The sequence below is a fragment of the Providencia sp. genome (assembly GCF_040396775.1).
Lineage (GTDB): Bacteria > Pseudomonadota > Gammaproteobacteria > Enterobacterales > Enterobacteriaceae > Providencia.
In genome coordinates, this window is the sequence record NZ_JBEBNT010000016.1 from 37,110 (window position 1) to 51,225 (window position 14,116).

The 14,116-nt window shown below is 43.6% G+C and carries 10 protein-coding genes and 1 tRNA gene; all 11 read left to right on the plus strand.

The genetic code is table 11. The annotated features are described in order from the left end of the window. Positions 1 to 140: 140 nt before the first annotated feature. The 11 genes from glyQ to ABWP91_RS15385 all read left to right on the plus strand — a co-directional run bounded on the left by glyQ (position 141) and on the right by ABWP91_RS15385 (position 14,090). Positions 141 to 1,049 (plus strand): glycine--tRNA ligase subunit alpha, encoded by a 909-nt coding sequence (gene glyQ / locus ABWP91_RS15335; protein ID WP_004262647.1) that lies wholly within the window; start codon positions 141 to 143, stop codon positions 1,047 to 1,049. Positions 1,050 to 1,058: 9 nt separating this feature from the next. Continuing rightward, positions 1,059 to 3,128 carry a glycine--tRNA ligase subunit beta gene (gene glyS / locus ABWP91_RS15340; RefSeq protein ID WP_353243984.1) on the plus strand — a complete coding sequence of 690 codons (2,070 nt, stop codon included), beginning with the start codon at positions 1,059 to 1,061 and terminating at the stop codon, positions 3,126 to 3,128. A gap of 220 nt (positions 3,129 to 3,348) precedes the next feature. Continuing rightward, a tRNA-Pro gene (locus ABWP91_RS15345) sits at positions 3,349 to 3,425 on the plus strand. A gap of 241 nt (positions 3,426 to 3,666) precedes the next feature. Beyond that, the gene (locus tag ABWP91_RS15350; protein WP_353243985.1) at positions 3,667 to 5,232 is read left to right on the plus strand and encodes a ShlB/FhaC/HecB family hemolysin secretion/activation protein; all 1,566 of its coding nucleotides are present in this window, start codon (positions 3,667 to 3,669) and stop codon (positions 5,230 to 5,232) included. 605 nt (positions 5,233 to 5,837) lie between these two features. After that, on the plus strand, positions 5,838 to 7,445 hold the full coding sequence (gene dppA, locus ABWP91_RS15355) for a dipeptide ABC transporter periplasmic-binding protein DppA (protein ID WP_353243986.1): 1,608 nt from the start codon (positions 5,838 to 5,840) through the stop codon (positions 7,443 to 7,445). A 168-nt stretch (positions 7,446 to 7,613) separates the two neighbouring features. After that, positions 7,614 to 8,633: a dipeptide ABC transporter permease DppB gene (gene dppB / locus ABWP91_RS15360; RefSeq protein ID WP_353243987.1), complete on the plus strand. Its 1,020-nt coding sequence runs from the start codon at positions 7,614 to 7,616 to the stop codon at positions 8,631 to 8,633. Positions 8,634 to 8,643: 10 nt separating this feature from the next. Further along, positions 8,644 to 9,546, plus strand: coding sequence for a dipeptide ABC transporter permease DppC (dppC, locus tag ABWP91_RS15365; protein ID WP_353243988.1), 903 nt, complete (start codon positions 8,644 to 8,646; stop codon positions 9,544 to 9,546). A 12-nt stretch (positions 9,547 to 9,558) separates the two neighbouring features. Further along, positions 9,559 to 10,539: a dipeptide ABC transporter ATP-binding protein gene (dppD, locus tag ABWP91_RS15370; protein ID WP_353243989.1), complete on the plus strand. Its 981-nt coding sequence runs from the start codon at positions 9,559 to 9,561 to the stop codon at positions 10,537 to 10,539. Next, positions 10,536 to 11,540: a dipeptide ABC transporter ATP-binding subunit DppF gene (gene dppF, locus ABWP91_RS15375; protein WP_353243990.1), complete on the plus strand. Its 1,005-nt coding sequence runs from the start codon at positions 10,536 to 10,538 to the stop codon at positions 11,538 to 11,540. Before dppD ends, dppF begins: the two co-directional genes overlap by 4 nt. Before the next feature lie 197 nt (positions 11,541 to 11,737). Then, positions 11,738 to 12,436 (plus strand): HAMP domain-containing protein, encoded by a 699-nt coding sequence (locus ABWP91_RS15380; protein WP_353243991.1) that lies wholly within the window; start codon positions 11,738 to 11,740, stop codon positions 12,434 to 12,436. 169 nt (positions 12,437 to 12,605) lie between these two features. After that, positions 12,606 to 14,090: a M16 family metallopeptidase gene (locus tag ABWP91_RS15385; protein ID WP_353243992.1), complete on the plus strand. Its 1,485-nt coding sequence runs from the start codon at positions 12,606 to 12,608 to the stop codon at positions 14,088 to 14,090. The last annotated feature ends 26 nt before the right edge of the window (positions 14,091 to 14,116 follow it).

Below are 14,116 nucleotides of genomic sequence, written 5' to 3' on the forward strand. Positions count from 1 at the left end.
AATAACCAGTTTAAAAGGGATGGAAGGATATTTTTTTATTCTTAGAATAAATACAGACATATTCAATGCTGTATATCTGTCGGTCAAAGGGTATACTGGCGTACTTTCATTAAATTTAACGTATCGCGTGCGGATCTAACATGCAAAAGTTTGATACCAAAACCTTCCAAGGTCTTATCCTGACATTACAGGACTATTGGGCGCGTCAAGGCTGTACCATTGTTCAACCATTGGACATGGAAGTCGGCGCAGGAACCTCCCATCCAATGACGTGTTTGCGTGCATTAGGCCCTGAGCCTATTGCTGCGGCTTATGTCCAACCATCTCGTAGGCCAACCGATGGTCGTTATGGTGAGAACCCAAACCGTCTGCAACATTATTATCAGTTTCAGGTGATCATCAAACCATCACCAGACAACATCCAAGAACTGTACCTCGGCTCGTTGAAAGAGTTAGGGGTAGACCCAACTGTCCATGATATCCGCTTTGTTGAAGATAACTGGGAAAACCCAACACTTGGTGCTTGGGGACTGGGTTGGGAAGTGTGGTTAAACGGGATGGAAGTCACTCAGTTTACCTACTTCCAACAAGTTGGTGGGCTTGAATGTAAACCTGTGACGGGTGAAATCACTTATGGTTTAGAACGTTTGGCAATGTACATCCAAGGTGTTGACAGTGTGTACGACCTTGTGTGGTGTGATGGCCCGTTAGGTAAAACCACTTACGGTGATATTTATCACCAAAATGAAGTTGAGCAATCTACCTATAACTTCGAGTATGCAAATGTTGATTTTCTCTTCAAATGCTTCGAAGAATATGAGAAAGAAGCACAACATTTGCTAGCATTGGAAACTCCTCTTCCATTACCTGCTTATGAACGCATCTTAAAAGCCGCTCATACTTTCAACTTACTGGATGCGCGTAAAGCTATTTCAGTTACTGAACGCCAACGCTATATTTTACGAATTCGTACCCTCACTAAAGGGGTAGCTGAGGCATATTATGCTTCACGTGAAGCGCTTGGATTCCCTATGTGTCATAAGAACTAAGAGGCTGTCATGACTCAACAGACTTTCCTTGTGGAAATCGGCACCGAAGAGTTACCGCCGAAGGCTCTTCGTTCATTAGCTGAATCATTTGCTACTAACTTTGCTGCGGAACTTGATGGGGCTGACATTGCTCATGGTGCAGTAACTTGGTTTGCTGCTCCGCGTCGTTTGGCGCTTAAAGTTGCTGATTTAGCAACATCGCAACCTGATCGCGAAGTTGAAAAGCGTGGCCCTGCTATTGCTCAAGCATTTGGTGCTGACGGCCAGCCAACTAAAGCAGCTGAGGGCTGGGCGCGTGGTTGTGGTATCACCGTTGCTCAAGCAGAGCGTTTGACGACAGATAAAGGCGAATGGCTACTGTATCGTGCACAAATGAAAGGCCAAGCTGTCAGCGAATTGTTGGTAGACATGGTCAGCCGTTCATTAGCGAAATTACCTATTCCAAAATTGATGCGTTGGGCAGATAAAGACACGCAATTTGTGCGTCCGGTTCATACCGTCACTCTGCTACTAGGCAGTGATGTTATTGACGGTGAAATCTTAGGCATCAAGAGTGCTCGTACCATTCGCGGTCACCGTTTTATGGGTGAAGCTGAATTTACGATTGATAATGCTGAGCAATATCCGGCTATTTTACGCGAACGCGGTAAAGTCATGGCGGATTACGAAGAGCGTAAAGCGGTTATCAAAGCAGGCGCAGAAAAAGCGGCACAAGCGCTAGGTGGTAAAGCTGACTTAACAGAAAGCTTATTAGAAGAAGTTGCTTCATTGGTTGAATGGCCAGTGGTATTAACGGCTAAATTTGAAGAGAAATTCTTAGACGTTCCTTCAGAAGCGCTGGTTTATACCATGAAAGGCGACCAAAAATATTTCCCTGTTTATGATAACGCAGGCAATTTGATGCCGAATTTCATTTTCGTGGCGAATATTGAATCTTCTGATCCACAACAGATTATTTCAGGTAACGAAAAAGTTGTTCGCCCTCGTTTAGCCGATGCGGAGTTTTTCTTTAAAACTGACCGCAAGCAACGTTTAGAAGATAATTTACCCCGCCTAGAAACCGTTTTGTTCCAAAAACAATTAGGGACATTGCGTGATAAAACGGATCGTTTAGAAGCGTTAGCGGGTTGGATTGCAAGTAAAATTGGTGCGGATGTTAACCATGCAACTCGTGCAGGGTTATTAGCGAAATGTGACCTAATGACTAACATGGTCTTCGAGTTTACTGATACACAAGGTGTCATGGGGATGCACTATGCACGCCACGACGGTGAATCAGAAGATGTTGCATTAGCACTTAAAGAACAGTACCAACCACGTTTTGCGGGTGATGAGCTGCCTTCTACTGATGTTTCTGCGGCGTTAGCGCTCGCGGAGAAAATGGATACATTAGCAGGCATCTTTGGTATTGGTCAGCACCCGAAAGGGGATAAAGACCCATTCGCTCTGCGCCGTGCCGCATTAGGTGTTCTGCGTATTATTGTTGAAAAAGGTTATCAGCTTGATTTAGTTGAAATGACTGAAGAAGCGGCACGTTTATACGGTGATAAATTAACCAACAAAGACGTAGTCAATGACGTGGTTGAATTTATGCTGGGTCGCTTCCGTTCTTGGTACCAAGAATTAGGTTACAGCATTGATACAATCCAAGCGGTATTAGCACGTCGCCCAACGCAGCCGGCGGATTTTGATGCGCGTGTGAAAGCGGTAACTCATTTCCGTACATTGGAAGAAGCACAGGCACTTGCAGCAGCAAACAAGCGTGTTTCAAACATCCTAAGCAAATCAGATGAAAAACTCTCTGATACTGTTTTAGCCTCCGTGCTAAAAACACCAGAAGAAGTGAAATTAGCGACACACGTTGTTGTTCTACAAGATAAACTGGCGCCAATGTTTGCGGAAAGAAACTACCAAGAAGCACTCGCTGAGTTAGCTTCTTTGCGTGAGGTTGTCGATGAGTTCTTTGAAAATGTCATGGTAATGGATGAAGACCAAGCGGTTCGAGTAAACCGTTTAACGCTATTAAGCCAGTTACGTGAACTATTTTTAAAGGTGGCAGATATTTCTTTACTGCAATAAGACTAAATTGTGCGTTTAACACTCAATTAAATGTCTTTTTATAAAAGTTAATCTGTTTGATAAATAAGCGCTAAATTGTATTTAGCGCTTATTTTTTTAGTAAATTTTACCAAACAGCAAAGAAACCTTACCATTTTGGTGGTTTTATCAGCAAACGAGCTGAATTCGATAAAAATGGGTTGACGATCCCCATTCTTGGCAGTATTATTCACACCGTTTTCGGCGAGTAGCGCAGCTTGGTAGCGCAACTGGTTTGGGACCAGTGGGTCGGAGGTTCGAATCCTCTCTCGCCGACCAAATTCCAAAACCCACCTCATTGAGGTGGGTTTTCTCGTTTTAGCGCCCCGCAATTTTAAACTTTTTGAACGTTATTTTTTCAGACTAACTTTGGTTGTAACCTATTTCTGTATTTGGTGTTATACACACCTACGGTTTGAGTTTTTCTCATGGATTACGTATTGGCTACAGTAAAGCTTATTTATTAGCTCGAGTTGTTGATGGCGCTAATAAAGGTACTTTTCATGACAAGGACCCGTTAATGAAAACCAAATATATTAACCCCTCTATTTTCCTTATCGTTTATTTAGCTGCATTAATAGCGGTGATGCCGAAGGGGCTTGCGACGGCAAATCAGCAAAACACGGATATCAACCAGATCACGCCTCAGCCCTGTATCGTTATTAATGTATTAAATTTAAGGGGCATGGAACGGTTGCCCAAGATTAAACCTAAACAAATAAAAGCATGGCGTGGAATAATTGAAGGCCAATGCATGACTCAGCCTGAGTTACTTACCTATGCAGATTATATAAATACAGAACTCATTCAAGCTGGCTATTTAACGTCTTATTTATCCTACCCAGCACAAGCATTATTTTTGGGTAGTTTACAGGCAGAAGTCATTACAGGGACAATTTCGAATATTTATTATCAGGGAGTGACCAATATTCTTCCTTTCGAAATTGGTGATGTTCTAAATTTACGACATATTGAACAGGGTTTGTACAATCTACAAAATGCAGCCTTGGTTCCTTATCGTATTGAGTTAGCACCTGATACTCTGAACCCTCAGGCGACTGAGGTTATTATCGTTGGCGGGAATCGACGTGAACAAAGGGGAATACTGTCTATTGAATATCGGCCCTTTGATGAACAACCTAAAGCTGTCATCTCCCATGATGCTATTTTTGCAAATTCATTACAGATAAATGACCTGCTTTATTTAAATGTAAATCATTCTTTAGGTTCTTTGAAAAGAAATAAACTACAAGCTATTGCACTTGGTTATTCAGCACCATATCGTTATTGGTTGTTTTCTGTTTATAGCCATTATCAAAATAATCAAACAAAGATAGCAATTAATGGTATCGCTCTGGATATGCTACAACGTCAGCGAGCATTATTACTCACCGCACAATATATTCTTAATCGTACCGAGAATAGCGTTACTTCATTCAGTGTTAACTCGAAAATTCAAACCCTTGATACTTTTTTAGCAGGGCAACGGTTGATGACGCAAAGGCGGTTAGCGAGTTATTTGTCTGGTGAGTTTGTCTACCAGCAGTTTTTTTCACAAGGTCAAACGGCAGTATCTCTGAAATATAAACGAGGGAACAGCCGGTTTGGTGCTAATGCGACACAAATTACAGGGCTAGAACGGCCTCAAATTTACCAATTATCATTTTCATCATCGTGGGGAAGCTCACCTGTTTATTATCAGAATAGTTTAGATATTCAATTGAGCCGTTCTAAACTCGATGGGTTGTTAGAGCGAGAAGCCTTTACTGGAAGACATGGTGTGCAGGGCTTTCTAAGTACAGATGGCATTGAGATGGGAGACAATAGCTTAAAGCTGCACAATGAGGTGAGTTGGGATATGCCATGGAAACTCATTCAGTTGTACAGTTCGATTGGGATGGGAGTAACGGGAAATGATAGAGCAACATTTTGGCGAAAAAATGCCTTATTGGGCTGCAAAGTTGGTGTGAGGGGCACGGCAGGGGCAATTAATTATCACGCTTTCTTTGAAGTGCCTGTTTGGCAGGATAACCAGGTTGTTGCGAATAACCTCCATTCAGGCTTCCAAGCCAGTATACGTTATTAGTCAATAGCTTCAAAGCAGTATGAGAGGGCGTGTTGAGCGTCTCAGCCAATTGTAGCTTTTATCAACAATATCATAGGATTTTATGTATACAGCCTAATTGATTAAAAAGGATAGATAGAAATTATTTTATTCTTTAAGTTATCAGTTAGTTAAAATTATGTTTAGTGCGAGCAGGCGAATGTTTTTAATATGGATAAAAAATAAACTAAATAATAACATGCTAAAATAATTTCAAACCACATTTCCTTTAGTGTTTTATTTCAGCTGCTGTTGGATATAACGCTATATTCGTTCAGTAATTCAGCACTTAATCACAAATATAAAAATAAATAACCCCAACATAAAATACTAATCATTAATAATAATATGGTTATAACGCCTGCTTATTGAGCCATCTATTGCTATTTTAGCCTAAGTTAACATGCTAATTGTTTCTAATATGTTACGAGTTTTGTGTGTGCTACGTTAATGTGGCTATTGACGAAGTGGGTGACAGTTGATTAATTGCTCAATGAATAACAAAAAATACAGATACTACTTCTGTCATTTTAATGACGGGGCTAGGCATCGAGCAAAAACAACATGAACACCACAGGAGCATACAGATGCGCTCTATTAAAAAAACAGGTCTACTTTCTGTAGGATTAACGCTAGCAGCATTAGCCGTGTCGGCATCAGTACAAGCTAAAACATTAGTATACTGTTCAGAAGGTTCGCCAGAAGGTTTTAACCCTCAGTTATTTACGTCGGGCACAACATATGATGCAAGCTCAATTCCACTGTATAACCGTTTAGTTGAGTTTAAACTAGGTACAACTGAGATTGAGCCAGGCTTAGCAGAAAGCTGGGAAGTGAGTGATGATGGCAAAGTGTATACCTTCCATCTGCGCAAAGGCGTGAAATGGCACTCAAACAAAGAATTCAAACCAACCCGCGATCTTAATGCGGATGATGTAATTTACACATTCATGCGTCAAAAAGATGCAAACCACCCATACCATAAAGTTTCTGGCGGTAGCTATGAATACTTTATGGGGATGGATATGGACAAAATCATCGATAAAGTTGAGAAAGTCGATGATAACACAGTGAAAATTACACTGACCCGGCCAGAATCACCATTCTTAGCGGATATGGCGATGGACTTCGCTTCCATCCTGTCTGCGGAATATGCTGACCAAATGTTGAAAGCGGGAACGCCAGAAAAAGTTGACTTAAACCCTATCGGTACAGGCCCTTTTGTTCTGCAACAGTACCAAAAAGACTCCCGTATTCTGTATAAAGCCAATGATCAATATTGGGGAACTAAGCCAAAACTTGATCGTTTAGTGTTCTCAATCACGCCAGATGCGTCTGTGCGTTATGCAAAACTGCAAAAAAATGAATGCCAAGTCATGCCGTATCCAAATCCGGCTGACTTAGAGCGCATGAAACAAGATAAAAACATTACCTTGTTAGAGCAGCCTGGTCTGAACGTGGGTTACCTCTCTTATAACGTAGAGAAAAAACCACTGGATAACCAAAAAGTTCGCCAAGCACTGTCAATGGCCGTGAACAAAGATGCAATCATCGAAGCGGTTTACCAAGGTGCAGGCCAAAAAGCGAAAAACCTGATCCCGCCAACCATGTGGGGCTACAACGATGCAGTGCAGGATTACGAATACAATCCTGAAAAAGCAAAAGCATTGTTAGCAGAAGCAGGCTTCCCGAATGGTTTTGAAATTGACCTGTGGGCGATGCCAGTTCAACGTCCGTATAATCCAAATGCACGCCGCATGGCAGAAATGATCCAAGCAGACTGGTCAAAAATTGGCGTGAAATCAAAAGTTGTTAGCTATGAGTGGGGTGAATATCTCAAGCGTGCTAAAGACGGTGAGCCACAAACGGTCATGATGGGTTGGACGGGTGATAATGGGGATCCAGACAACTTCTTCGCGACGCTATTTAGCTGTGCCGCGAAAAAACAAGGCTCTAACTACTCGAAATGGTGTAACGAAAGCTTTGAAAACTTGATCCAGCCTGCTCGTATGACTGCAGATCATGACAAGCGTGTTGAACTGTACAAACAAGCGCAAGTCGTGATGCATGACCAAGCTCCGGCTCTGATCATTGCTCACTCAACTGTGTTTGAACCAGTACGTAAAGAAGTGAAAGGCTATGTGGTTGATCCACTGGGCAAACACCACTTCGAAAACGTCGACATTGAGAAGTAATCGTATCTAATCTGTCTATGCCCTTCGTTGCTGGTTTGGAGCGAAGGGCGTTTTCTTCTTTAAAAGAAGCAGAGAAGTTCAGTTGTTTGTGAGCACCCGGAAAAGTGATTTTCTGAGTAGCCAAACGGACTAAGAGCCGTCAACGGCATTATTAAAGAGATTCAGGATATGTTGCAATTTATCCTCCGACGATTGGGGCTTGTGATCCCCACGTTTATCGGTATTACATTACTCACATTTGCTTTTGTTCACATGATCCCAGGCGATCCGGTCATGATCATGGCGGGCGAAAGAGGGTTATCCCCTGAGAGACACGCCTATTTAATGGCTGAATTAGGGCTCGATCAGCCACTTTGGAAACAATATCTACATTATATCAATGGCATATTCCATGGTGATTTAGGGATTTCCCTGAAAAGCCGTATTGGTGTTTGGGAAGAATTTGTCCCACGCTTTTTAGCGACCGTTGAATTAGCCACCTGTGCCATGATTTTCGCAATTTCTGTCGGGATCCCTGTCGGGGTATTAGCCGCAGTTAAACGTGGTTCAGTTTTCGATCACACCGCGATAGGCCTTTCCTTAACGGGTTACTCAATGCCAATCTTCTGGTGGGGGATTATGCTCATCATGTTGGTGTCGGTACAGCTTGACCTAACCCCTGTTGCAGGACGGGTGAGCGATACCGTGTTCCTTGATGATTCTCTGCCACTCACGGGCTTTATGCTTATTGATACCCTAATTTGGGGTGAGAGCGGCGATTTTATCGATGCGTTAGAACACCTTATCTTACCATCCATTGTACTAGGAACAATTCCATTAGCCGTTATTGTGCGAATGACGCGCTCATCAATGTTAGAAGTGTTGGGTGAAGACTACATCCGTACCGCAAGAGCGAAAGGTTTAGGGCGTGCGCGGGTTATTCTTATTCACGCTCTGCGCAACGCCTTGTTGCCTGTCGTCACGGTTATTGGTTTACAGGTTGGGGTTATGTTAGCTGGCGCGATTCTGACCGAAACCATATTCTCATGGCCGGGGTTAGGGCGTTGGTTAATCGAAGGGCTGCAACGCCGTGATTACCCTGTGGTTCAAGGTGGTGTGTTGCTTGTCGCCACATTGATTATCTTCGTTAACTTAGTGGTCGACGTGCTGTACGGCATTGTAAACCCAAGAATTCGTCATAAGAAATAAGGAGCGCTAAATGTCTCAATCTACTGAGCCAACCGTTGTCAGCGCCCCGCAGCCGATGACGCCATTACAAGAATTTTGGCACTATTTTAAACGCAACAAAGGGGCCGTTGTTGGGATGTTTTATATCGTCCTGATGGTGCTAATTGCGATTTTTGCAGGCGTTCTAGCCCCTCATGCCCCAGATGAACAATTCCGCGACTTTTTACTTGCGCCGCCAGTTTGGCAAGAGGGCGGAACGTGGCAATTTATTTTAGGTACGGATGACGTTGGGCGCGACTTATTATCCCGCTTAATGTATGGCGCGCGGCTATCACTGTTAGTTGGTTGCCTTGTTGTCGTGCTTTCGCTGATCATGGGGGTAACAATCGGTGTGATTGCGGGTTATTTCGGTGGTGTCGTTGATGCGCTGATTATGCGTGTTGTCGATATCATGCTGGCGTTGCCAAGCCTGCTATTAGCCTTAGTGCTGGTGGCCATTTTTGGCCCTTCCATTGTGAATGCCTCTATTGCGCTGACATTCGTGGCACTGCCTCACTATATCCGTTTAACGCGAGCTGCGGTGTTGGTTGAAGTGAATCGCGATTACGTGACGGCTTCGCGTGTTGCGGGTGCAGGAGCCATTCGCCAGATGTTTGTCAATATTTTACCTAACTGCTTAGCTCCCCTGATTGTTCAGGCATCGTTAGGGTTTTCGAATGCTATTTTAGATATGGCTGCTTTGGGTTTCCTCGGCATGGGGGCTCAGCCTCCAACGCCAGAGTGGGGAACAATGCTGTCTGATGTGTTGCAGTTTGCACAGAGCGCATGGTGGGTTGTGACGTTCCCGGGATTAGCAATTTTATTAACTGTGTTAGCGTTTAACCTGATGGGCGATGGTTTACGTGATGCATTTGATCCAAAACTCAAGCAGTGATGAGGTAATCTAATGGCACTGTTAAATGTAGAACAACTTTCGGTACATTTCGGCGACGAAAAAGCACCATTTCGCGCTGTTGACCGTATCAGCTATAGTGTTGAAAAAGGCCAAGTCGTCGGTATCGTCGGTGAATCAGGTTCAGGAAAATCGGTTAGCTCTTTAGCTATTATGGGGTTAATTGACTATCCCGGAAAAGTGATGGCAGACTCATTAAAGTTCGATGGTCGCGATTTATTGTCTATCCCTGAAAAAGAGCGCCGACAAATTGTCGGTGCCGATGTTGCGATGATTTTCCAAGACCCGATGACCAGTTTAAACCCATGCTTTACGGTGGGTTATCAAATTATGGAAGCGCTAAAGGTCCATCAAGGTGGTAACAAAGGCACCCGTAAGCAGCGTGCGGTTGACCTGCTTGATTTGGTAGGCATCCCTGATCCTGAGTCGCGTTTGGATGTATACCCGCATCAGCTATCGGGTGGGATGAGCCAACGGGTGATGATAGCGATGGCGATTGCATGCCGTCCTAAATTGTTGATTGCGGATGAGCCAACAACTGCATTGGATGTGACTATTCAGGCACAAATCATTGAATTACTGTTGGAATTACAGCAGCAAGAAAATATGGCTCTGGTGCTTATCACCCATGACCTTGCATTAGTTGCGGAAGCAGCTCACCACATTATCGTGATGTATGCAGGGCAAGTGGTTGAATCAGCAAAAGCGAGTGATATCTTTAAACACCCTCGTCATCCTTATACACAAGCGTTATTACGTGCACTCCCTGAATTTGCGACGAATAAATCACGTTTAGCCTCACTCCCCGGCGTGGTTCCCGGCAAATATGACAGGCCAACGGGTTGTTTGCTCAATCCGCGTTGTCCGTATGCCACAGAGAGATGCCGCCAAGAAGAACCAATGTTACAAACCGTTGGTGATCGCCAAGTTAAATGCCATATGCCGCTGGATGATATGGGGAGGCCAACATTATGAGTGACAAACATGCAGCACCACTACTAAAAGCGGTGGATTTGAAAAAGTACTACTCCGTTAAAAAAGGTGTTTTCGGCGCAGAAAAAACGCTAAAAGCGCTTGATGGTGTTTCATTTGAACTTGAAAGGGGCAAAACATTAGCCGTTGTGGGTGAGTCTGGTTGTGGTAAATCCACATTAGGTCGCTTGCTGACAATGATTGAGCAACCTTCAGACGGGGAGTTGTATTACCAAGACCAAAACTTGTTAATTAAAGACAAAGCAGCTGAAAAATTACGTCGCCAAAAAATTCAAATTGTTTTCCAAAACCCGTATGGGTCTTTGAATCCACGTAAAAAAGTGGGGCAAATTTTGGAAGAGCCATTAGTGATTAATACATCGCTTTCGAAAGAGGCGCGAAAAGAAAAAGTATTATCGATGATGGCTAAAGTCGGTTTGAAAACAGAGCACTATAGCCGTTATCCGCATATGTTTTCAGGTGGTCAGCGCCAACGTATTGCAATCGCCCGTGGCTTGATGCTTGACCCTGATATTGTGGTGGCTGATGAACCTGTCTCTGCACTGGATGTTTCTGTGCGTGCGCAAGTATTAAACCTAATGATGGACTTGCAACAGGATTTAGGTTTGTCTTATGTGTTTATTTCCCATGACTTATCAGTGGTAGAGCACATTGCGGATGAGGTAATGGTGATGTATTTGGGGCGTTGTGTTGAAAAAGGGACGAAAGAGCAGATTTTTAACAATCCTCTACATCCTTATACACAAGCGTTACTTTCCGCAACCCCAAGGTTGAACCCTGATTCGCGCCGTGAACGCATTAAATTAACAGGGGAATTACCAAGCCCGCTGAACCCGCCGCCAGGCTGTGCTTTTGCGGCTCGTTGCCGCCGTGCATTTGGTCAATGTACGCAATTTCAGCCTACGCTGAAAGAGTATGACCAACAGCTTGTCGCGTGTTTTGCTGTTGATGAGGATGAAAAACAAACGGTTGTTGTAAGTTAACCTTTTGAATGGCAGAAAGTCTCTCTTTCTGCCATTTTATTTGTGGAGTTAGTGTTTAATTCTCTTCAGGCTATAGCTTATCCTAAATATCCAATCTTTCTTTTTAAATTGCTCTTTTGCAGATAAAATCAAGTATACTGACGGATGTCTTTCGTTCTTACTTTAAAAAGCGGCTTGATTAGGAAGGTTGTGGCCAAATGAACACGCGAGTCCAACGCTCACTAACATTAAAAAGTATGGTTGCATTTTTTGCGATTACATTACTCTCACTTGCGCTTTTTTTAGCTATTCAATTCAGCTACTTACTAGATCAGCGTAAGCAGGATTACTTAGACCAACTCAGTAATGCTGTTGTGCAAATTCAAAAACCGTTGACAGATTCTCTGCTAAGCTCAGATCTTAACGAAGCGAAAAGGTTGCTTGTGAGCTTAAAAACCTCCGGCATTATGGGTAAAGCGATTGTCACGGTTGATAACGCAACTGTTATGAATTTAAGTTTTGCGACGCCGAAGCCGATACCTGAATGGGCAGAGTATATTGTGGGCATTCCTGTGGAAATGACCGTGCCACTATATGCGTATGGCAATGTTGTGCTACAAGCCAAGCCTCAAGGTTATTTAACATTGCAGGTCGATTCGAACCGTGTTTATCGGTTTGCGTTAAATACGCTTGCCCTGATGACGACCACCTATTTATTGTTGGTATTGATTATTGCCATTGCGATGACATGGTGCGTCAGCCGGATGATTGTGAGGCCATTACGTAAAATTGCGATTGAATTGCAGACGAACGAATCTGTTAATCAGGTGGCGGTGTCTAGCTATCATCACGATGATGAGCTTGGTTTATTGGCAAAAGGTTATAATCGTCAAAGAAAACAACAAAATTCAGACTAAGCCATGAACATGCTCTCAGCTTTATGGTCTAATATCGTTAGAGTGGTGACAATGACAGATTGGATAAAGCCATACGGTATCATTTAACCCAGTAAGTTCGCGTTTTTGGTTAATTTATTCGTCGTAATTTGCGGTTAAATATAAAGATATAAAACACATAGGGGTTTACATGCAGGGCTTGAAAGTTCGGTATATTATCAGTGTTGTATTACTGTCAGTGGCGCAATTTGCGCAGGCTGAACCGTTGCAACCCGATCCAGCATGGCAGCAAGGAAAGCTAGAAAATGGCTTTAGCTGGCAATTATTACAAACACCACAGCGCCCGAATGACCGTATTCAGCTCAGATTAGCCATCAAAACAGGCTCATTATCCGAAAAAGCGAGCGAAAAAGGCTATAGCTATTTAATCCCTAAAATGGCGTTGCTTCACCAAACAGAAGCATTTCCAGCTGCCAATTTACAAGAATTTTGGCGTCAGGCGACAGACCCTGATATGCCAATTCCCCCTGCTGTAGTTTCCTATGACTACACGATTTACAGCTTAAGTTTACCGAACAACCGCCCTGATTTAATTAAACAGGCGCTGAGTTGGCTGTCGACGTCAGTGGCAGGTGCAACATACACCGAAGCCGCGTTGCATAATGGGCTTGAAGCGAAAAATGTGCCTGTTGCAACGCTGCCGTTAAATGCGAATGATCCAGTTTGGCGTGCGCGTTTGAAAGGATCTGCCATGATGGGCTATGACCCAGGCCAGAAGCCAAATGGAAATGTTGATCTTGCCGGTGTGAATGATTTTTACCAAAAATGGTATACCCCAGATGTGATGACGCTATATGTAGCAGGGCACGTGGACTCACGGATGCTATCCGATACCATCTCACAAACGTTCTCAGGGCTGCAAGGCAGACGTTCAGAACCCGTTTCTGTTGCGGTATTATCCACCGTTAAGCCGCAGTCCATTGATATTCTGCAAGACCAACCTGCGCAAGATACTCTGTCCTTAATTTGGGATATCGATTGGTTACCAATTAATGATTCAAACGTTTTATTACGTTACTGGGCAAGCGATTTAGCGCGGGAAGCAGTTTACCGTACGTTGCAAAAATCATTTAACCAAAAATTCAATCAAGATGAGGTCGTTCCAGGCTTGGATTGCCGAGTGCAATACCAAAAGGCCACGTGTACGCTGACAGTAACGGCTGCACCAGAAAAAATGGCAGCAGTAACAGACCTTGTGGCAAGCGAACTTGCTGCGATTAATCAAAATGGGATTGCCCCTGAATTGTTTGATGAGATGATCAAAGAAAAACAGGTGCAGTTGTCCCAGTTATTTGCCGCGTATGCGCGCACCAGTACTGATGTGTTGATTAGTCAGAGGTTGATTTCCCAGCAAAATGGCGTTGTGGATATCGCACCAGAGCAATACCAACGTTTAAGACAGGCTTTCTTAGCAGCACAAAGCCTTGACCAAGTGAATATGGAAGCGAGACGTTTGTTGTCCCAAGAGGCCGCTTTTGTTCTAGCACAACCTAAAGATAAGCAAACCATGGATGCAGAGCAAATTCGCCAGAAATTCAATAAAGTCCTTTGGCCGCAAATCCCTGCAACGCCAGAGCCAACTGAGGTTGCACCTGCAACACCAGCGGCTCAATAACTGACAAAAAGATAGCCTGTGTAAAT